Source organism: Sphingobium sp. (genome assembly GCA_035196065.1).
Classification (GTDB): Bacteria; Pseudomonadota; Alphaproteobacteria; order Sphingomonadales; family Sphingomonadaceae; genus Sphingorhabdus_B; species Sphingorhabdus_B rara.
Genome location: CP136575.1, coordinates 88,131 through 107,520 on the forward strand (window position 1 = coordinate 88,131; position 19,390 = coordinate 107,520).

23 protein-coding genes are annotated in these 19,390 nt (G+C 59.9%); 10 read left to right on the forward strand and 13 right to left on the reverse strand.

The window, feature by feature from the left end; translation table 11 throughout:
* Positions 1 to 10 precede the first annotated feature (10 nt).
* Together RSE16_00430 and RSE16_00435 are read right to left on the reverse strand one after the other, a co-directional pair.
* A complete protein-coding gene (locus RSE16_00430; GenBank protein WRH75978.1) occupies positions 11 to 778 on the reverse strand; it encodes a MotA/TolQ/ExbB proton channel family protein in 768 nt (255 codons plus the stop codon).
* 76 nt (positions 779 to 854) lie between these two features.
* Complete coding sequence (locus RSE16_00435) at positions 855 to 1,511, reverse strand: energy transducer TonB (protein WRH75979.1); 657 nt, start codon at positions 1,509 to 1,511, stop codon at positions 855 to 857.
* Between the two features lie 257 nt (positions 1,512 to 1,768).
* On the opposite strand from RSE16_00435, the gene RSE16_00440 reads away from it, so the two are divergent.
* The gene (locus RSE16_00440) at positions 1,769 to 2,638 is read left to right on the forward strand and encodes a hypothetical protein (protein WRH75980.1); all 870 of its coding nucleotides are present in this window, start codon (positions 1,769 to 1,771) and stop codon (positions 2,636 to 2,638) included.
* Between the two features lie 4 nt (positions 2,639 to 2,642).
* Here RSE16_00440 and RSE16_00445 read toward each other — a convergent pair whose 3' ends face one another.
* Genes RSE16_00445 through gluQRS form a run of 3 tightly spaced genes read right to left on the reverse strand, consistent with a single transcriptional unit; the run spans position 2,643 to position 4,376 of the window.
* Positions 2,643 to 3,224 (reverse strand): cob(I)yrinic acid a,c-diamide adenosyltransferase, encoded by a 582-nt coding sequence (locus RSE16_00445; protein ID WRH75981.1) that lies wholly within the window; start codon positions 3,222 to 3,224, stop codon positions 2,643 to 2,645.
* A 10-nt stretch (positions 3,225 to 3,234) separates the two neighbouring features.
* Positions 3,235 to 3,465, reverse strand: coding sequence for an HIG1 domain-containing protein (locus tag RSE16_00450; protein WRH75982.1), 231 nt, complete (start codon positions 3,463 to 3,465; stop codon positions 3,235 to 3,237).
* A 26-nt stretch (positions 3,466 to 3,491) separates the two neighbouring features.
* On the reverse strand, positions 3,492 to 4,376 hold the full coding sequence (gene gluQRS, locus RSE16_00455) for a tRNA glutamyl-Q(34) synthetase GluQRS (protein WRH75983.1): 885 nt from the start codon (positions 4,374 to 4,376) through the stop codon (positions 3,492 to 3,494).
* 155 nt (positions 4,377 to 4,531) lie between these two features.
* Here gluQRS and RSE16_00460 point away from each other — a divergent pair, with 155 nt between their 5' ends.
* The 3 genes from RSE16_00460 to RSE16_00470 all read left to right on the forward strand — a co-directional run bounded on the left by RSE16_00460 (position 4,532) and on the right by RSE16_00470 (position 6,077).
* A complete protein-coding gene (locus RSE16_00460; protein ID WRH75984.1) occupies positions 4,532 to 5,116 on the forward strand; it encodes an HNH endonuclease in 585 nt (194 codons plus the stop codon).
* Between the two features lie 75 nt (positions 5,117 to 5,191).
* Positions 5,192 to 5,917 (forward strand): SDR family NAD(P)-dependent oxidoreductase, encoded by a 726-nt coding sequence (locus tag RSE16_00465; GenBank protein WRH75985.1) that lies wholly within the window; start codon positions 5,192 to 5,194, stop codon positions 5,915 to 5,917.
* Between the two features lies 1 nt (position 5,918).
* A complete protein-coding gene (locus RSE16_00470; GenBank protein ID WRH75986.1) occupies positions 5,919 to 6,077 on the forward strand; it encodes a DUF2256 domain-containing protein in 159 nt (52 codons plus the stop codon).
* On the opposite strand, the gene RSE16_00475 is transcribed toward RSE16_00470, so the two are convergent.
* From RSE16_00475 to RSE16_00485, 3 genes are read right to left on the reverse strand one after another with little or no spacing between them, the layout of a single operon-like run.
* Positions 6,074 to 7,384 carry an AarF/ABC1/UbiB kinase family protein gene (locus RSE16_00475; protein ID WRH75987.1) on the reverse strand — a complete coding sequence of 437 codons (1,311 nt, stop codon included), beginning with the start codon at positions 7,382 to 7,384 and terminating at the stop codon, positions 6,074 to 6,076. The two genes, RSE16_00470 and RSE16_00475, sit on opposite strands and share 4 nt — an antisense overlap.
* Positions 7,381 to 7,725 carry a DUF393 domain-containing protein gene (locus tag RSE16_00480; protein WRH75988.1) on the reverse strand — a complete coding sequence of 115 codons (345 nt, stop codon included), beginning with the start codon at positions 7,723 to 7,725 and terminating at the stop codon, positions 7,381 to 7,383. Before RSE16_00480 ends, RSE16_00475 begins: the two co-directional genes overlap by 4 nt.
* Entirely contained in the window at positions 7,722 to 9,251 is a 1,530-nt protein-coding gene (locus tag RSE16_00485) for a cryptochrome/photolyase family protein (protein ID WRH75989.1), read from the reverse strand. The genes RSE16_00480 and RSE16_00485 overlap by 4 nt, the downstream gene beginning before the upstream one ends.
* Positions 9,252 to 9,341: 90 nt before the next feature.
* Between RSE16_00485 and RSE16_00490 the strand changes: the two genes are divergently transcribed.
* Positions 9,342 to 9,794 (forward strand): DUF3429 domain-containing protein, encoded by a 453-nt coding sequence (locus RSE16_00490; protein WRH75990.1) that lies wholly within the window; start codon positions 9,342 to 9,344, stop codon positions 9,792 to 9,794.
* A gap of 6 nt (positions 9,795 to 9,800) precedes the next feature.
* Here the strand turns inward: RSE16_00490 and RSE16_00495 are convergent, their stop codons facing one another.
* Positions 9,801 to 10,343, reverse strand: a complete 543-nt coding sequence (locus RSE16_00495) for a (2Fe-2S)-binding protein (protein ID WRH75991.1) — start codon at positions 10,341 to 10,343, stop codon at positions 9,801 to 9,803.
* 251 nt (positions 10,344 to 10,594) lie between these two features.
* On the opposite strand from RSE16_00495, the gene rpsU reads away from it, so the two are divergent.
* The 3 genes from rpsU (at position 10,595) to RSE16_00510 (ending at position 12,541) form a co-directional block, all read left to right on the forward strand.
* Positions 10,595 to 10,801: a 30S ribosomal protein S21 gene (rpsU, locus tag RSE16_00500; protein WRH75992.1), complete on the forward strand. Its 207-nt coding sequence runs from the start codon at positions 10,595 to 10,597 to the stop codon at positions 10,799 to 10,801.
* 131 nt (positions 10,802 to 10,932) lie between these two features.
* Complete coding sequence (locus RSE16_00505) at positions 10,933 to 11,538, forward strand: FKBP-type peptidyl-prolyl cis-trans isomerase (GenBank protein ID WRH75993.1); 606 nt, start codon at positions 10,933 to 10,935, stop codon at positions 11,536 to 11,538.
* Positions 11,539 to 11,617: 79 nt separating this feature from the next.
* The gene (locus tag RSE16_00510) at positions 11,618 to 12,541 is read left to right on the forward strand and encodes a hypothetical protein (protein ID WRH75994.1); all 924 of its coding nucleotides are present in this window, start codon (positions 11,618 to 11,620) and stop codon (positions 12,539 to 12,541) included.
* Here the strand turns inward: RSE16_00510 and RSE16_00515 are convergent.
* The 4 genes from RSE16_00515 to RSE16_00530 form a co-directional block, all read right to left on the reverse strand.
* Positions 12,538 to 13,431 (reverse strand): EamA family transporter, encoded by an 894-nt coding sequence (locus tag RSE16_00515; protein WRH75995.1) that lies wholly within the window; start codon positions 13,429 to 13,431, stop codon positions 12,538 to 12,540. The two genes, RSE16_00510 and RSE16_00515, sit on opposite strands and share 4 nt — an antisense overlap.
* Positions 13,428 to 14,951 carry a fumarate hydratase gene (locus RSE16_00520; protein WRH75996.1) on the reverse strand — a complete coding sequence of 508 codons (1,524 nt, stop codon included), beginning with the start codon at positions 14,949 to 14,951 and terminating at the stop codon, positions 13,428 to 13,430. Before RSE16_00520 ends, RSE16_00515 begins: the two co-directional genes overlap by 4 nt.
* Positions 14,952 to 15,103: 152 nt before the next feature.
* Complete coding sequence (locus RSE16_00525) at positions 15,104 to 17,317, reverse strand: molybdopterin cofactor-binding domain-containing protein (GenBank protein ID WRH75997.1); 2,214 nt, start codon at positions 17,315 to 17,317, stop codon at positions 15,104 to 15,106.
* Complete coding sequence (locus RSE16_00530; protein WRH75998.1) at positions 17,314 to 17,796, reverse strand: (2Fe-2S)-binding protein; 483 nt, start codon at positions 17,794 to 17,796, stop codon at positions 17,314 to 17,316. The genes RSE16_00525 and RSE16_00530 overlap by 4 nt, the downstream gene beginning before the upstream one ends.
* A gap of 89 nt (positions 17,797 to 17,885) precedes the next feature.
* On the opposite strand from RSE16_00530, the gene RSE16_00535 reads away from it, so the two are divergent.
* Positions 17,886 to 18,824, forward strand: coding sequence for an XdhC family protein (locus tag RSE16_00535; protein WRH75999.1), 939 nt, complete (start codon positions 17,886 to 17,888; stop codon positions 18,822 to 18,824).
* Positions 18,808 to 19,380 carry a nucleotidyltransferase family protein gene (locus RSE16_00540; protein WRH76000.1) on the forward strand — a complete coding sequence of 191 codons (573 nt, stop codon included), beginning with the start codon at positions 18,808 to 18,810 and terminating at the stop codon, positions 19,378 to 19,380. The genes RSE16_00535 and RSE16_00540 overlap by 17 nt, the downstream gene beginning before the upstream one ends.
* The last annotated feature ends 10 nt before the right edge of the window (positions 19,381 to 19,390 follow it).

Here is a 19,390-nt window from a genome sequence, read left to right on the forward strand (position 1 = left end):
CCCCAGTGTCTTACTTCTTAGCGGCAGCGGCCGGAGCAGCCTTGGCAGCGGCAGCCGGAGCAGCCTTAACTGCGGGCTTCACCTTGCCATCCGAAGTGATGTAGCCAAGTACGTCATTCGAGAAAGCCGACATGCTGCGGGCGATCGACTTGTTACGCGCCTGAAGCCAGTTGTAGGCAAGCACCGCGGGAACCGCGACGAACAGACCGATTGCGGTCATGATCAGTGCTTCACCAACGGGACCAGCGATCTTGCCGATGTCGGCCTGACCGGCGATACCGATCTTGATCAGCGCCGAATAGATGCCGATAACGGTACCGAGCAGACCAACGAACGGAGCGGTCGCACCAACGGTAGCAAGGAATGCCAGGCCGCCAGCGAGCTTGCTGTTGATCGAATCTTCCGAACGATTCATCGCGCCGTGCAGCCAGTCATGGGCTTCAACCGGATCGGTCAGCATGCCATGCTGCTTCTGGGCAGCAATGCCGTCGTCGATCAGCTGACGGAACGCACTGTTCTTTTCAAGCTTCGCCGCACCTTCTTCAAGGCTGTTTGCGCGCCAGAACGTTGCCTGGACTTCCTTGGCCTGCTTCAGAACCTTCTGCTGTTCGATCAACTTCGTGAACATGATGTAGAACGAGAAGACCGACATGATCACCATCACGATGAAGATCGACCAGCTTATCGGGCCACCTTCGTTCAGCGCAGGGATAAGACCAAATTTTTGTGCAACGGCTGCCTGATCGGCACCAGCTGCAGTCAGGAAAACAATCGACATTTCTACTTCCTCTCAAAAAACCAGATAGACTATTGAAAAGCCCGGCCTGGAAGCTCCCCTAAGCCGGGCTGAATGATTACTTCGGAATTTGCCAGCGTACGCGGCTCGACCAGCTACCCGAGGTGGGCTGACCATTGGAGTCAAGTGCCGGATCGAAACGGGCGCGACGCTGGATGTTCTTGCAGGTCGCATCGTCGAGATCGGCATGACCCGAAGAAGCTGTGACCGTGCATGACTGAACGCGACCATCAGGACCAACGGTGACGCGGAAGCTGGTGGTGCCTTCACGTTCCTGCTGCAGGGCGCGCGACGGATAGTCGTTGGTGTTCGCCCAGTTGCCCGGATTACCCTTTGGCAGCGGATTAGGACGCTTTGCAACCGGCGGCGGCGGTGCCGCAGGTGCCGGCGGGGCAGCCGTGGGGACGATGGGCGCTGCGGGTGGCGGCGTATCGACCGTACGAACTGTCGGCGGCGGCGTTACCGTCGTGACCAGCGGCGGAGGCGAAACTACCGGCGGCTCGATCTGCTTTTCGGGCTCTGGCGGCGGCTCTTCCTCTTCAGGCGGCTCTTCTTCCTTCACGTCAACGACATTCAGCTTCTGCTTGACTTGCTGCACCGCCTCATAAGCGAGGCCGGTGACCAGTGCATAGCCAAGGAAAGCGTGAAGGAGCGCGACGATGATGATCGAGACCAGTCGGCTCGAACTCATTCCATCTTGATCAGCATATGCCATGCGGAAACTACTCTCCTAACTTACCCCATTAAGGCTCCGACCGCTTGGTAAGCTCATCTTCGTGATGCCACCCAATGGTCAGCGCTTGAAATTGCTTTTTATGGCTGATTCCTAAGCCGCTTTAGCGAGGCCATTTTCCGCAGGCAATGCGAATATTGCGATTCATCCGCAATTCATCCTTTGCAATTCAAGACTTGTGGGACCCTTGCTTTCACGGCACGATGTTACAAAGTAACAAAATATCAAGGAAACCCAAGGTGAAAAGCCAGTTTGCCATCCATTTAGCCTTGTCATGTGCGCTGATGCTGCTGGCCCCCAATGCGGTTGCGCAGGCCCCCGCTCAAACCACATTTTCTGTGCCTGCAGAGGGCGCAGGCTATGCGGATATTGCCGATCTCGTGGTGAAGTCGCCTTTGATTCTCGATGTCCAGATTCGCAAGGTCACAGCTTTGCCCCAAACCCAAGCGGTTGGAGTGCCGGCAAACATACAGCGATCGCTGGTCGAGGCCGACGTCCAGTCACTGATCCGCGGCGAAGATGGCTTTGCCGCACGGGCGCGTTTCCTCCTCGATATTCCCAAGAACGCAAAGGGAAAGGTGCCCAAATTGCAGAAGCGCCGCTTCTTCCTGTTCGGCAACAAAGCACAGGGCCTTCCGGGCACGCTGCGGCTTTCGCGCCCCGATGCGCTGGTTGATTGGAGTGCGGCAAATGACATGTTGGTGCGTACGATCACCAAAGAGGCGGTCCTGTTGGGCGCACCAGATGCGATTTCGGCAATCAGCAGCGCATTTCATACGCCGGGGACAGTGATCGGAGAGAGCGAAACGCAGATTTTCCTGCGCACGGCAGGCGGCGAACCAATTTCGATTTCGGTGTTAAGCCGGCCCGGCCAGGAAAAGCGCTGGGCGGTATCGACGGGCGATGTGATCGACGAATCCGCTCAGGCCCCGGCGCGCAATACATTATTATGGTATCGCCTCGCCTGCAGCCTGCCACGCAGCCTTGATTCCAAATTGATCGAAAGCAGCGAACCGCCCTCAATCGCGGGCGCGCAGGGAGATTATCGTTTTGTGCTTGAATCGCTGGGGCCATGCGGGCGCACCCGGCCGCTGCCCGGATCAAAATGACGGGTTAGCGGGACGCGCCCGGCACCCAAAGAATGTCGCCGCCGCGATCCTTGTTGATCAGGCGGCACAGCACGAACAGATAGTCCGACAGCCGGTTGAGATAGATAAGCGCGAGCGGATTGATCGCCTCTCCGGCCGCAGCCGATACGAGCGCCCGCTCGGCACGACGCGAAACGGCCCTTGCAAGGTGCATCGCCGCCGCCGCCTCGCTGCCACCGGGCAGGATGAAGCTGGTGAGCGGGGGCAGTTGTTCATTCGCAGCATCGATCGCCGCTTCCAGCCAGTCAACCTGGCCCTGCACGATGCGAAGCGTCATTTCACCCGGAGTAAAATCATCGCCCGGGGTCGCGATATCGGCGCCCAGATCGAACAGGTCATTCTGGATACGCCGCAGACCGGCAACAAGCGCGACATCACCATCAGCGCGTTCAAGCGCGGCAATCGCGATGCCCAGCGCGCTGTTCGCTTCATCCACCTCGCCAATAGCATGCATTCGCGCATCAGCCTTTGACCGGCGCGAACCATCGACCAGCCCCGTGGTGCCCGCATCACCCGTGCGGGTGTAAATCTTGTTCAACTTGACCATGACGGCCGGCTCAGTCTGCGAACGCGCCGCCGACGACGATGATCGCGACGATCGCAATCGCAATCGCCTGCCATTTGACGCGGGCGAACATCATCTGGTTTTGCCGGGCAAGTGCGCGCGGCACGCCATTTTCATCAACGTCATTCGGGTCCATATTGGCAAAGGCATGCAAGCCGCGCACCACGGCCCAAACGACCAGACCCATGACGATGATGAGAGCGATGATAAGAAGCGCGGCCATGATTAAATCCTTTTCTGCAAATCCATCTAGGGACTCGACCGGGTAATTCCAAGCGGAAGCTTTCCCTGCCGCAGTTGGCCGATAGATTCGATACCGGATATGCCCTTGCTTCGAAGCTCCGACAGCGGTTGCGACAACCGCGATTTTGCAAGTTTCTCACCCTTTTCGTCGAGCAATAACGGGTGGTGCCAGTAAAGCGGTTCGGGCAGCCCCAGCAACTTCTGGAGCAAACGGTGAATGGCGGTGTAGGCGAAAAGGTCCATCCCGCGCACGACATGGCTGATTGCGTCCGCCGCATCGTCCAGCGTTGCGGCCAGATGATAGCTGGCCGGCGCATCCTTGCGCCACAAGATCACGTCACCAAACTGCATCGGATCGGCATGCTGTACGCCGGCGGCAAGGTCGGTCCAGCGTAAAGGCCCTGTCCGCTCGGCTGCTGCGGCCATGTCGATCCGCCAGCAATATTCGCCATGGCATTCATCGGTCCGCCCACGACAGGTGCCCGGATAGACGGGACCATCGGGTCCATGGCACACTGGCCGATGGCGCAATGCTTCGGTGATTTCGCTGCGGGTGCACCAGCAGCGATACACCAGCCCCATTTCCTGCAGCCGTTCCAGCGCGCTGCGATAGCTGGCAATACGCCGCGACTGAAAAACAGGCGGGCCATCCGGAACCAATCCCAGCCAGCCCATATCTTCAAGGATCGCTTCGATATGTTCAGGGCGACTGCGCGTGCCGTCAATATCCTCGATCCGCAGAAGGAAGCGCCCGCCATTGGCCTTTGCAAAATCATGCGCGCACATCGCAGAAAAGGCATGGCCCAGATGCAGTCGGCCATTGGGACTGGGCGCAAAACGCGTCGCAGCCACGCGCTGCGGCGATAGTTCGATACCCGCTATTTTACCCACAGAAATACCATATCTGGTGGTCTTTGCCCTCTTGACGTCAATCCCTGCCGCCATAGTCTGCGGTTCAGCGTAGCAATTGTCAAAATGCTGTAACTTCCTTGGGAGAGGGAGGGAACAGTGTTAAGCCACAAAAGATAGGGGAGAGGTCAGAAGGCATGTTTCACGCCGGATCATTCCAAGCCGCAGATCGGGCACGCCACCCCGAAAACTGCCCCGCGCTTGTCCTAAACGCCGATTATACACCGCTAAGCTATTACCCGCTGAGCCTCTGGCCATGGCAGACGGCGATCAAGGCGGTGTTTCTGGAAAAAGTGGATATCGTCGCCAGCTATGAACGGCACGTCCACAGCCCCAGCCTCGACATGCAGATCCCGTCGGTGATTGCGCTCAAGCAATATGTGAAGCCCAATGAATATCCCGCCTTCACCCGCTTCAACCTGTTTTTACGCGACAAGTTTGAATGCCAATATTGCGGCACGGGCGACAATCTGACCTTTGACCACATCGTTCCGCGCCGGCTGGGCGGCAAGACAAGTTGGGAAAATGTCACCACCGCCTGCCTGCCCTGCAACCTTCGGAAAGGCGGCCGCACCCCGGCACAGGCCCACATGCAGCTGCGCATGGCGGCAATCCGCCCGACCAGTTGGCAATTGCAAGATCGCGGCCGCGCCTTCCCGCCCAACCATTTGCACGAAAGCTGGATGGACTGGCTCTATTGGGACATTGAGTTGGAGCAGTGAAGGGCCACCCCCCCTGACCCAGAGGCAGGGGAATGCCCGAATTGCCGGCCGCCGCCAGCCGCGTAAAGCGGTGTCATGCTTCAATCATTTCCATCACCGATTACTGTCTGCGTTTTTGGCGCGACGGGCGGGATTGGTGCCGCCTTTGTCGAACAGTTGGCTGCTGATCCCGCAGTTGCAATCGTCCATGCCGGGGGGCGCAGGCCGGTGGCGGGTGGCGGAAAAATCCACCCCTTCACTTTCGACCTGACCGATGAGGCGAGCATCGAGGCAGCCGCTACTCAAATTCGCAGCGCCGACCTGATCCTTGTGGCAACGGGGATGCTGCATGATGGCGGCGTTCAGCCCGAAAAATCCTGGCGAGCGCAAAGCGGTGAGGCCTATGCACAGGCCTTTGCGCTGAATGCGATCGGGCCGGCCCTGATTGCCAAGCACTTCCTGCCGCTTCTGCCGCGCGACCGGCGTGCGATCTTTGCGGCACTTTCGGCGCGCGTGAGTTCGATTTCGGACAACCGGCTGGGCGGCTGGCACGCTTATCGTGCGTCAAAGGCGGCGCTAAACATGATAGTCCGCAACCTCGCGATCGAACTGACCCGATCGCACAAGGAAGCGATCGTCGCCACGCTGCATCCGGGTACGGTCGATACCCAGCTGTCGCAGCCCTTCCAGCGCAATGTCGCGCCGGGAAAGCTGTTCACGCCAGCCTTTTCGGCAGACAAGCTGCTGGGTGTGCTCGACAGACTTACCCCTGCCGACAGCGGCAATCTGTACGCATGGGATGGGCAGAAGATCGAATATTGATATGCCAAAGATGCGCAAGAAATCCGACCTGCCCACCAAGACCTGCCTTGCCTGCGGCCTGCCCTTTGCCTGGCGCAAGAAGTGGGAACGGGATTGGGACAGTGTGAAATATTGCTCCGACCGCTGCCGGTCCGGCAAGGGGCGCAATACCCAAGGCTAGATACGCGCAGCCACCATGTCGCGCAGCGGCAGCCGGGCCTGCATCCGCACCGCAAGCAAGGCGGTACCACTGACCTTGCGTTGGACGAACAGCGTATCGGCAGGCGGCACATGCCAGGCCGCCCGGTCGGCGACGATCGTTTCAGCATGACGGCGCACCTGTTCAACAAAACTGCGATCGGCGAAATCGAACAGCCCGGGCTTGCCCAGATGCTGCATCAAAATATCGATCATCGCATCAAGGGCTGCGCCATGCCGTTCGAGAGTGACTGGCGCGACGAAACCTATATCGAGAAGCGCCGCCCGCAGCGCCGCCTTGTCCTCGCCCAGACCCGCCTGCATCAACCGGCGATAGGCAGCGACGGTATCAGCCGGCACCGCGCGGGCCGCGCCGAAATCGAGCAACACGATCCGCCCACTTTCGGACTGCCAGCGATAATTGGCAAAATTGGGATCGGTCTGCATATAGCCAAACTCGAACAATTCGCGCAGCACAAGGTCGAGCATCAGACCCATTGCACGATCGCGCACTTCCTGCGTCTCGATCTCCAGCGTTTCGATTGACCGGCCCTCGATGAAATCCATGGTGAGCACGCGTTCGCCCGAAAATGCTTCATGCGGCGCGGGCACGACAAATTCCGGCTGCTGCGACAGCAGATCGCGATAACGGCGCATCTGCTCCGCCTCGCGCAGATAGTCTGCCTCTTCATTGAGTTGCCGCTTCGCCTCGGACAGCAGCGGGGCAATATCGAGGCTGGCGGGCAGCAGGCCGGAAACCCGCAGCAGGCTGGCGACATTATCGACATCAGCATCGATGCTGGCCGCGATACCGGGATATTGCACCTTCACCGCAACAAGTTGGCCGTCGGGCAATGTGGCGCGGTGCACTTGCCCGATCGAGGCAGCCGCAATCGGCCGTGCCTCGAAATGGCGAAAACGGCGGCGCCAGCCCGGCCCCCATTGCGCGGTAAGCACCTTGTCCAATTGCTGCGGCGGCATGAAGTGCGCAGAATCCCGGAGCTTTGCAAGGATTGCCGTGAGTTCCGCAGGCAACAGGTCGCCTGCATCCATCGAGATCATCTGCCCCAATTTCATCGCCGCCCCGCGCAGCCGCGACAGTTGATCGGCAACGCGGGTTGCATTTGCGGGCGTGAGCAAAAGATCCGAGAGGCGCGGGCGTTCACCGCTGGCCACCTTGCGCACGCCCTCGGCCAACACGCCCCCGGCAATCCCGCCTGCCATCTGCCCGAAGGACGCCAGCCGCGACAGCCGTGCCGAAGGAACCTTGCGATAGCGATCGTCGGTCATGCAGCCCACCTTTGCAATTTCGGCCGGATTTTCAGGAAGCCCCGATAAGCGCGTTCAAGCAGCCAGAGAATGAACGGGATGCGCGCAAGCAGCCCGAGCGGCCGCAAAAGTGGGATCGCACGCCACATCGCGGCAAAGGCAGCGGCGCCATCCAGCAACCGCTCATTTTCGAGGGCATGGAAACGGGCAAGCAGGGCCTCACGATCAGTCGGACAGGCGGTATCGCCATCCGCCACATCGACAAAATCGATCCGTCCCAGCCGGTCGAGCCGCCGCATAAGCGCAATTTCACGCCGGCAAAGCGGGCATCCGCCATCAAACCAGACCGTCAACCGATTCATATGCCCCCATCCAGCGTGCCAAGGAAGCGCGCCGCATCGCCCGCAATCTCTGCCTTGCGGGGTTCGGCGAAACGATCATAGTTGCGCACCATCTGCGCCATGCGGGGGTTGCCTTTCAGTCGGTCGCGATGCCGGGCGACGAAATCCCAATAGAGATAGTTGAACGGGCAAGCCGATGTTCCAGCCTTGGCTTTCACCTCATATCTGCAGCCGCCGCAATAATCGGACATGCGGTCAATATATGCACCGCTTGCGGCATAAGGTTTGGACGCCAGCAGGCCGCCATCGGCAAACTGGCTCATCCCCACCGTATTGGGCGCCTCCACCCATTCATAGGCGTCGGCATAGACGGCAAGATACCACTCATGCACCGCAAAGGGGTCGACCCCTGCGAGCATCGCGAAATTACCGGTGACCATCAGACGCTGGATATGGTGGGCATAGGCTTCATCACGCGTCTGTTCGACGCAGCCACGGATGCAGGCCATGTCGGTTTCGCCCGTCCAGTAAAAGGAGGGCAGCGGGCGGGTGGCACCAAGCGCGTTGCGGCGCACATAATCAGGCCCTTCGCGCCAATAGATGCCACGCACATATTCGCGCCAGCCGATAATCTGGCGGATAAAGCCCTCTACCGCGTTTAACGGCGCACGACCGGCGCGATATTCCTCCTCGGCCGCGCGCGCCATGGCGAGCGGATCGAGAAGCCCACAATTGAGATAAAGCGCGACAACAGCATGGTAAAGAAACCGCTCATTGGCGAGCATCGCATCCTGATAATCGCCAAAGCGCGGCAATGCAGTCTTCAAGAAATGGTCAAACGCCGCCTCGGCATCGGCGCGCCGCGTTGCAAACCAGAAGGGACGCAGCGTACCAAAATTTCCAGCGAAGCGCGCCTCGACAAGATCGAGCACCGCCTCCGTTATAGCATCCGGCGCAAAACGCAGCGGGCGCGGCATCAATAGATCGCGGCTGGCAGGTTTGCGATTGTCATGATCAAAATTCCACTGCCCGCCCGTTGGCTCCTCGCCATCCATCAGCAGCCCGGTTTTGCGCCGCATATCCCGGTAGAAATATTCCATGCGCAGCGCCTTGCGCCCCTCTGCCCAGGCATCAAACTCTGCATGGCTGGCAACAAAGCGGCTGTCGGGCAGGATTTCGAGATCAAGCACGGCGTCAAGCGCGCGTAATTCGTCCAGCACCCGCCACTCGCCCGCTTCGGTAACGCGCAACCGGATTGCCCCATGACGCTGGGCCGCCCGCAACACCTCACCCGACAAGGAACCTGCATTGGCCGGATCGTCAAGCGTCACATAATCGACCACCCACCCCAGGTCGCGCAATTCGTCGGCGAAATGGCGCATTGCCGAAAAGAGGAAGGCGATTTTCTTTTGATGGTGCGGCACATAGCCGGCCTCAGCCATCACTTCGGCCATGAGTATGACACAGTCCGAAGGGTCTGCGCCCTGCATCGACGCGATCTTCGGGGTCAATTGATCGCCGAGAATGAGGATGAGCGTCTTGGCCATTGCTATTCCCACTAGGAACCGGACGGCGCTGCTGCACTACAGGCATAAGGTCGTGTTGGGGCCGTGCAGGCACACGTCTAAGCATCAGCCATGACCACAAATTCGCGCACCGTGTCCGATTCCGCCAAATGGTTTGGCTATGCCGGGCTGTTGCCCCAGCTATTCGCGGTACTGATGCAGCTTGACGATGGCAGCCTGCGCTGGATCGCAATGGCGGGCGGCTATGGCTATGCCGCACTGATCTTCAGCTTTCTCGGCGGGGCCTGGTGGGGGCTAGGCATTGCATCGCCCAATCCGCCCAAATGGCTGTTTGCCGCGGCGGTCGCGCCGAGCCTGATCGCGCTCGTCACTTATCTGCCTTGGACATGGGGCTGGCAATGGCCTGATCCATCACTTTGGATCATTGCCGCAGCACTGCTGCTATCGCCACTGATCGACCTTGCATTGGCCCGTTCGATCGCACTGCCGGCGGGATGGCTGCGCCTGCGCGTCCATCTGTCGGTGGGCCTGGGGGCGCTGACTGCGATGCTTGCGCTGGCCTGAGCCCGGTCAGTCCTTCAAGGCCCGCAGTGCAGGAACGGCGGCTGCCGCATCTTCGGAATTGATCCCTGGCGGCGGTGCGGCCGAAATCCGCGCTTCGCCCCGCATCACCCGTGCCGCACGCTGGATCGCATCGCGTAACCGGGGATAGACGCCACAACGGCAGATATTGGTTACTGCCGCGTCGATTTCGGCATCAGTAGGGTTGGCGTTTTTCTTCAACAACACCGCCGCCGCCATGATCATGCCGGGGGTGCAGAAACCGCATTGCACCGCGCCCGCCGCGACAAAGGCCTGTTGGAGCGGGTGACTGCGATCAACCGAGAGCTTTTCGATCGTGGTAACAAAGCGGCCCTCGGCCTCTGCCAGCGTGACAAGGCAGGATCGCAGCGCTTCACCATCAATATCGACAATGCACGCCCCGCAATCGCCCTGCCCGCAGCCGAATTTCGTACCGGTAAGGTTCGAGGCATCTCGCAACGCCCACAGCAAAGGCGTCTGCGGATCCATGCGATATTCGACGGGGCGGTCGTTGACGGTTAGCTTGGTCATCGCCTTGCGTCGCTAAACCAGCTTTTCGTCTAGGTCCAGTTTCGATACAGGCTTTGCGCACGGGCTGCTTTTTGCTTACAACCCGCAGGAAAGCGGCATTCGCTCTTGTCATTCCTGCCATGCAGGTATAAAGGCCCCCTCGGTTCGCCGCCTTTGTTGCGCGGCGATTTTTGTTTTTTGCAGTCTTTCTGCGGGTTTTTTTGCCTGCAAGCCGATTCGATTGCGGCAAAAGTTCGGAGTGTGGATTTTTTATGCAGATTATCGTTCGCGAAAATAATGTGGACCAGGCGCTGCGTGCCCTGAAGAAGAAGTTGCAGCGTGAAGGCGTCTACCGCGAGATGAAGATGCGTCGTCATTACGAAAAGCCGTCGGAAAAGCGCGCCCGCGAAAAGGCCGCTGCAATCCGCCGCGCTCGCAAGATGGAGCGTAAGGCTGCAGAGCGTGACGGCAACCGGTAATCCGGTTTGAAACGATCAAAAAACAGGGCGTCCGTTCGGGCGCTCTTTTTTTTGTCCGCAAAGCCGTTAAGAGAGCCGCATCTGTTTAGGGGCCGCCCCTGCCCCGATCCGAACATAACAAGGAACAACATATGTCCGTCACCACTGTCCCCATCCAGCCGATCAAAAAAGGTTCGATCCCCAAATTTTGGGTCGGCATTGCGGCGCTGGCGCTGGCAGGCGGCGGACTTGCCTGGTGGGGCACAGCTGATATCCGTTCGGAATATAGCAGCGACGCACAGTTTCTGAAGGACAATGCCGGCCAAGATGGCATCACCGTCACCAAGTCGGGCCTGCAGATCCAGACGATCCGTGGCGGCGAGGGCGCACCGCCGACCGACAATGATGTCGCGATGATCTCCATCACCGGTACGCTTCGCGACGGCACCATTTTCCAGGAACCGGCATCGGGGCCGTTCCCGGTCTCGGGAGGCATTCCCGGCTTCACCGAAGCGCTGAAACTGATGCAAAAGGGCGGCAAATACAAAATCTGGATCCCCAGCGAGATCGGCTATGGCGCAAGCGACATTCCCGATCCCAAGACGGGCGCAATTGCCATTCCGGGGGGAAGCATGCTGATCTTTGATGTCGAACTGACTGATTTCGTTTCGCGCGAACAGTTTGAAGCGGCCATGCAGGCACAGCAGAACGCGATGCAGCAGGGCGGCGCCGGTGCAGGTGGACCGCCGCCGCAATAAGCGGCAATCGCCCTTCGGGCGTAACCTCCAGTTAACCGCTTATGGCTAGTCTTTCTGGGCAAACGCCCAGGGGATTGCCATGACCTTTCAATTTGACCAATTTGCATCTGCCATCCGCGCCGGTGGCGCCATCACCGCGCGCGACACGCTTTCGCTGCGTCAATGGGTATGGGGCGACGGCATCTTGTCGCAAAGCGATGCGCAGGCCCTGTTCGAGCTGAATTCCGGTGCGCAATCCAAAGATCCGGAATGGATCGCATTCTTCACCGAAGCGCTGTGTGATTATGTGATCAACGGCACCGATCCCAAAGGCTATATTAGCGAAAAGGACGCACTGTGGGTGATTGAGGGCGTCGATAGCGACGGCCGGGTCGAAAGTGCCGCCGAGATGGAGCTGCTGGTGCGGCTTTCGGAACGCGCGGTCGAACTGCCCAATGTCCTTAAATTCTACACACTAGAGCAGATCGAACGAAACATCATAAGCGGCGAAGGCCCAACCCGCGACGGCGATAGCACACCGAACAGCGTAACCGCCGCCGAAGCCGCATTGCTGCGCCGGCTGGTATTCGCATCAGGCGGCATCGCTCCGCTGCATGTGTCACGCGAAGAGGCCGACATGCTGTTCCGCATCAAGGATGCTTGTCTCGATAGCGAAAACGCCCCTGAATGGCAAAAACTGTTCGTGCAGGGCGTTGCCAACCATCTGCAAAGCTTTGCCGCTTATGCGCCCCTAACCCGTGATCGGGCGCAGCAACTGGAAGGTTTCATGCGCAACACCAGCCCATCCATCGGCCGCTTCTTTGGGCGGATGGCGCAGTTGGACCTGCAAGCGGGCTTTGCCGAAATCTTTCGCCCCGAAGCGCCCGGCCGCGACATCGAAGGTGAAGCAAACGCCGCAGCGGAAGTGACCCTTGCCGAAAAAGGCTGGCTCGACGCCAAATTGGCCGAACGGGTCGGCATCGATCGCTACGAAGCGGCGCTGCTGGATTTTGTCGCGGGCTAAAGACCGCCAATCAGCGCAAGGGCAACACCCACGCCGACCAGAAGCAGCCCGAGAACCTCTCCCGGTTTGCGACCCTCGTTCAGGTAAAATCGGCTGAACCCGAGCGTGAGAATCACTTCGATCTGGCCGACCGCGCGTACCAAGGCAACAGGCGCAGTGGCAAAACCCGTGAACCAGCAGGCCGAGCCCAATGCCGCAAGCAGCCCGACTTGCCCCGAGGTTCGCCAAGTCGCGATCACGCGCGGCAGTTGTTCCTTCTCCCGCCAGACGACATAACTGCCCTGCATGAGCGTCTGCCAAGCCTGAACCACAACCAATGCCAAAAGCGCCGCGAGCAGTTTGTCTGACGTGGCAAGTTCCAGCGAAGCGGATTTGACAAAAATCGAGGTCATGGTGAAACCCAATCCCGCTCCAAGACCGCACAAAGCGGCAGGCTGGATCATGTCGGACGGACGCAGCCTCTGTCCACCGGCAGCAACGATCATCACACCCGCAACACTGACCGCAATTCCGCAGGTCGTAAGCCAGCTAAGCGTCTCTCCAAGTAGTAAGAAAGCGATCAATGCCCCCTGTATCGCCTCAGTCTTCGCGAATGCAGTGCCGGCGACATAGTTGCGATAGCCAAATGCCATCAGCAAAAGGTTGGTACCGATGATTTGCGCAAAACCGGCCGCAGCGCAAAAGGCGAGGAATGGGAGGTGAATGGCTGGCATCTCAGGATTACGCCAAACAAGATACAGGCCAAGCAAAACCAGCCCGACAGGGAGCCCGTAAAGATAACGTACCAGCCCCGCCGCGTTGACCGAAAGCTCTGCACGCACCCGTTGCTGTACAGCTGTTCGCCAAGCCTGAAACAGCGCAGCAAGCAGAGTTGCGGGAAGCCAGATCATTCAGCTGGCTCGAGCAAACCCTCCTCGGCAATCTTCTTCTTCCACACCAAGGGTGCGGTAGTGTGGACATTTTCGCCGCTGGAATCGACCGCGACGGTCACAGGGAAGTCACTGACCTCAAATTCATAGATCGCCTCCATGCCGAGGTCTTCAAAGCCAACGACCTTGCTGCCCTTAATCGCGCGGGCGACCAGATAGGCGGCACCGCCCACGGCCATCAGATAGGCGCTCTTGTGCTTGGCAATTGCCTGTGTGGCGGCGGGTCCGCGTTCGGCCTTGCCGACGCAGCCCAAAAGCCCCTGTTCGAGCATCATGTCCATGAACTTGTCCATGCGCGTCGCGGTTGTGGGGCCGGCGGGGCCGACAATTTCCTCACCCACCGGATCGACCGGGCCGACATAATAGATCATCCGGCCTTTGAAGCTGACAGGCAGCTCCTCGCCCTTGGCTAGCATATCGGCGATGCGTTTGTGCGCAGCGTCGCGGCCGGTAAGCATCTTGCCATTGAGCAGCAGGCGGTCACCCGCCTTCCAGCCCTGCACATCGGCGGCGGTCAGCGTGTCGAGATGGACGCGCTTGGCGGCGCTATCGGGCGCCCATTCGACCTTCGGCCATTCGTCCAGCTTGGGTGGCTCAAGATAGACAGGGCCGGCACCTTTCAGCGTGAAATGCGCATGGCGCGTGGCCGCACAATTGGGGATCATCGCAACGGGCTTTGACGCGGCATGGGTAGGATAATCCATGATCTTGACGTCAAGTATCGTCGCCAGCCCGCCCAGCCCCTGCGCACCGATGCCGAGCGCATTGACCTTGTCGAAAATCTCGATGCGTAGAGCCTCGATATCATTCTGGGGCCCGCGCGCCTTCAATTGCGCCATATCGATCGCACCCATAAGGCTTTCCTTGGCAAGCACCATCGCCTTTTCAGCCGTGCCGCCGATGCCGATGCCCAGCATTCCCGGCGGGCACCAGCCGGCACCCATTTGTGGAACCATTTCCAGCACCCAATCGACGATGCTGTCCGAAGGGTTCATCATCTTGAACTTGGTCTTGTTTTCGCTGCCTCCGCCCTTGGCCGCAACATCGAAGCTCACCTTGTCGCCCGGTACCATTTCGAGATGGACGACCGACGGCGTGTTGTCGCGGGTGTTAACGCGGGTGAAGGCAGGGTCCGCCAATATCGAGGCGCGCAGCTTGTTTTCGGGGTGAAGGTATGCGCGGCGAACGCCTTCGTCGATCACCTCTTGCAGCGAGCGGTGCGAGTCCAGCATGCATTGCTGGCCCCATTTGACGATCACGGTGACGATGCCGGTATCCTGGCAGATCGGGCGATGCCCCTCTGCGCACATGCGGCTGTTGGTCAGGATCTGGGCGATCGCATCCTTGGCGGCCGGGCCTTGCTCCTTTTCATAGGCGTCCCCCAGCGCGCGAATATAATCCATTGGATGGAAGTAGGAGATATATTGGAGCGCGTCGGCGACGCTTTCGATGATGTCATTTTCCCGGATGGTGACGGTCATGGTGCAAATCCCTGCTGAATTTGGGCCTTCCCTTACGCACAGAACGCCGCCGTTCAACCCGAAAGTGCGGCAGCACGGCAAAGCCGGTCATCATGCGGTGCAAAAGCCAAGGGGCCGGTATCGACCCGGCCCCGGCCAGTCAGCAGGTGCAATCAGGCCACGGCCTGCGTGCGGAACGGCATGTTGCGGATGCGTTTTCCGGTGGCCGCAAACAGTGCATTGGCCAGCGCAGGCGCAGCGGGCGGCAGGCCGGGTTCGCCAAGCCCGCCGATTGGCGCTTCGCTTTGCAGAAATTCGACGAAAATTTCAGGCGCATCAGCCATTTGCATAATCGGGTAATCCGGGAAGCTGGATTGCACGACCGCGCCCTTGTCGATTGTGATCTCTTCACCGATCGCCGCAGACAGGCCCATAACGATCCCACCGGCAACCTGGGCTTCGGCGTTGTTGCTATTCACCACCTGCCCGCAATCGACCGCAGCCCAAACCTTGTGCACCTTCGGGTTGCCGTCTTCCTTCACCGACGCCTCGATCACATGCGCACAGACCGTGCCGAAACTTTCGACGACAGCAATGCCGCGGCCCCTGCCGGTCGGCAACGGCGTTCCCCAACCCGACGCCTTTGCCGCCGCATCAAGCACACGGGCGGCGCGTGATCCGACAGCCAGATGGCTCTTGCGAAACTCCAGAGGATCCGCCCCTGCCGCGTGAGCCAGTTCGTCCATGAAAGCTTCCTGGAAAAAGCCATGCTGCGATGCCTCGACTGATCGCCAGGCCGCAGTGATGATGTTGGTCGAATGCTCAACATGTTCGACCTCAACCGAGGGAATGTCGTAGATCAGCTTCATCCCGGATTCGCCACCTGCCGCTTGGGCGAAGGCTGCCGACCAAGCGGAAACCTTGCCGTCCGCATCGAGTGCGGCCTTGAAAGCGATCGTCGATGCGGGGCGATAGGTGCCCTGCTTCACTTCCTCCTCACGCGGCCAGATCAGTTTGACCGGCCAAGGCGATTCCATCGCCAGCTTGACGACCTGTGGCACAATATCCGTACCCGCGCCGGGCAATTTTCGGCCAAAGCCGCCCCCCAGAAGCGTGGTGTTCAGGGTGACATTGTCGAAATCAAGACCTGCCGCGTCGGCGAGTGCTTTGCGCGTAGCCAGCGGGTCCTGCATGCCGCCCCACACTTCGAGGCTGTCACCCTTACGGTGCGCGGTCATCGCAAAGGGCTCCATCATCATATGATGGAGATAGGGCGCGCGATAACCGGCTTCGACCAACTTGCCGCCGCTTGCGTCGACCGACAGAGCAGCCTCCTTCACTAGACGGTCCTGTTCGGCCGCGATCGCCGCGCTCGAAACGGCGGCATGGCCGCCGTCCGAGAATTTCGGCGATAATGCCTGCAGCCCCTTCAGCGCGGGCCAATAGCCCTTGGCGACGACGGCAACGGCATTGTCCATCTGCACGACCTTTTCGACACCCTTAACCGCCATGGCAGGGGCGGGATCGACGCTTTCTAGCTTTCCGCCACGTACGGGGGCCGCCATCACCGCGGCGACACGCATATCGGGAAGCTGCACATCGATGCCGTAGATCGCACTGCCGTCAACCTTGGCCGGAATGTCGAACCGCAGCACCGGTTTTCCGATCAGAACAAAATCCTTCGGCGCTTTCAGTTTGGGTTCGCTTGAAAGGCTGCGCTGCGATGCGGCTATGGCAAGTTCACCATAGCGCAGCGAGCGGCCGCTTTTGACATGGGTCACAATGCCCTTGGCGGTTGTCAATTCGCCTGCAGGCACTTTCAACCGCTCCGCCGCCTCGGTAACCAGCGCCTCGCGCGCAGCGGCACCCAGCGTGCGCATGCCGATCTGTCCGGTAAAGCGCACCGCAGACGATCCACCGGTAATCTGGTTCACCATGTTGCGCGACATCAGCGAGGCAATCGAGCCGGGCAATGACACACCGGCTATGTCCTTGACAAAACCCTTGGCAAGCCAGGCATTGGCAAAGGCATTGTCCGCCGGCGCATGTTCAACACTGATACTGTCCCAATCGGCATCAAGTTCGTCGGCGACCATCTGCGCCAGCGCGGTGCCGTTGCCGGTGCCCATGTCGATATGCGGGCTATATACGGTGATACGGTCATCCTCGCCGATCTTCAGCCAGCCGGTGAAGGATCCGCTCTTCCCGCCCTTGGTCATCGCAAGCGCATCGCGCGCCGCGGCATAATCGCCATATTGCAGGGCGAAGACACCGCCGCCGACCACAGCAAGCCCGCCGATCAGGAAAGCGCGACGCTTCACGCCCTTCTTCTTTTTGGGAAGAGCAGTTGCTTCATCGATATTGGGGTTGGCATTGTCGGCCATCATGCGTCTCCCTTCACCGCGCTCGCGGCCTTGCCGGTGGCGGCATGGATAGCCGCGCGAATGCGGGGATAGGTGCCGCAGCGGCAGATATTGGTCATCGCCTCGTCAATCTGCGCATCACTTGGGCTACCGACCTTGGCGATCAGCGCCACCGCCGCCATGATCTGGCCCGACTGGCAGTAACCGCATTGCGGCACCTGCGCATCAATCCAGGCCTGCTGCACCTTGTGCAACATACCATCAGTCGATTTCAGCCCCTCGATTGTGGTGACGGATTTTCCGGCGACATCGGCGAGCGCGATACTGCAGGATCGCGTCAGTTCACCGTCAATATGGACGCTGCACGCGCCACAGGCGGCAACGCCGCAGCCGAATTTGGTGCCGGTAAGGCCGACATCTTCACGCAAGACCCAGAGCAAGGGCGTATCAGGCTCCGCCTCCACGCTAACCGCTTTGCCATTAACCGTCAGGCTGGTCGCCATGCCCATGCTCCTCAAGATTTCGATTAGGTTGTCTGTAGCAACCGATTGTCCGCTTTGCTACTGCCCTTACCATGCAACAAGGTGGGGCAATGACTAAGGGCGCAGCAGATCATCGCCATATCCTTGCGGCGGCACATCGCTGGGCAAGGTCCCCGATGGCCATTGCCACCGTGATCGAAACCTGGCGTTCGGCGCCCTGCCCGGTCGGCACACACATGCTGGTCCATGGCGATGGCCGCTTCGTGGGTTCGGTATCGGGTGGCTGCGTTGAAAGCGACGTTCTGGCGATTGCCGCGCAGGTGATCGCATCGGGCCGGCACGAGATGCGCCGCTATGGCGTTGCCAATGATTCCGCATGGGAAGCCGGGCTGCCCTGCGGCGGTGATATTGTCATACTGGTCCAGCCGGTTTCGGGCAGCGGCTTTCCAGCCGAATTGTTCGACAGCATAGCCAACGCCCGCAATGCCGGCGAGGTGGTGACCGTCAGCACCGACCTTCAAAAAGGCTCAAGCCGGATCAGCGCTGAAAGCAGCGAGACCTTCTTCGAAAATCCCTACCACCCCAGTCGCCGGCTGCTGATTGTCGGGGCGGTCGATATTGCCGTCGCGCTGTCGGCAATCGCGGCGCAGATCGACATCGATGTGACAGTGATCGATCCGCGGACACGCTTCCTTACCGAAGAGCGGTTTCCTTCTGTCCGCCTTGATGATCGCTGGCCGGATGAGGCGATTGTCGCCTTGCGCCCCGATCATCGCAGTGCCGTTGTCACCCTGAGCCATGACATCAAGATTGACGACCCTGCGCTGATCGCAGCGCTGGCCTCCCCCGCTGCCTATATCGGTGCGCTGGGATCAAAGGCGTCGCACGCCGCGCGGCTTGAACGGCTGCGTGCCGCAGGCCTTGATGAGATCGCGCTTTCCCGTATCGAAGGCCCGGCAGGGGTGGCTATCAACTCGATCAGCGCGTCCGAAATCGCCCTGTCAATCACCGGCGGCATGATCCGCGCCTTCAATGCCGGACTGCGCTAGGCTCTCCTGCATCCTGCTCGCGGCGGGCGAAAGCCGGCGCTTTGGCGGAAACAAGCTGGAGGTAGCTCTCAATGGCAAAATGCTTGGCCTGCACGCCGCAGAGAATCTGGCCGCGATGGGATTCGGCGCAATGGTGGCGGTCGGAAACACACGCAACACCCTATTGAATCCGGCACTGTCACAGCTGGGTTTCCGGCTTGTCATTAACCCTGATCCATCGGCTGGACAGGCCGGTTCATTGGCGCTGGGGGTAAAGGCACTGGCAGATAGCGACTGGGACGGCATATTGGTTGCACTTGCCGACATGCCCTATGTCAGCGGCCAACATCTGACTGCTTTGGTGAAAGGCTTTGCCAATAGCGGCAAATCACATTGTTCCAGCAATGGCATGGCCAATATGCCCCCAGCCATATTTGCGCGAAGTGATTGGCCGCAATTGACCGGCCTGTCCGGCGATCAGGGTGCGCGTGGGATGTTGGCTGATACGATCAGTATCATGGCCGAGGTAGCGACATTGCAAGATATCGATCTACCGGACGATATCCCTGCGCCTTAAACAGGGGCTG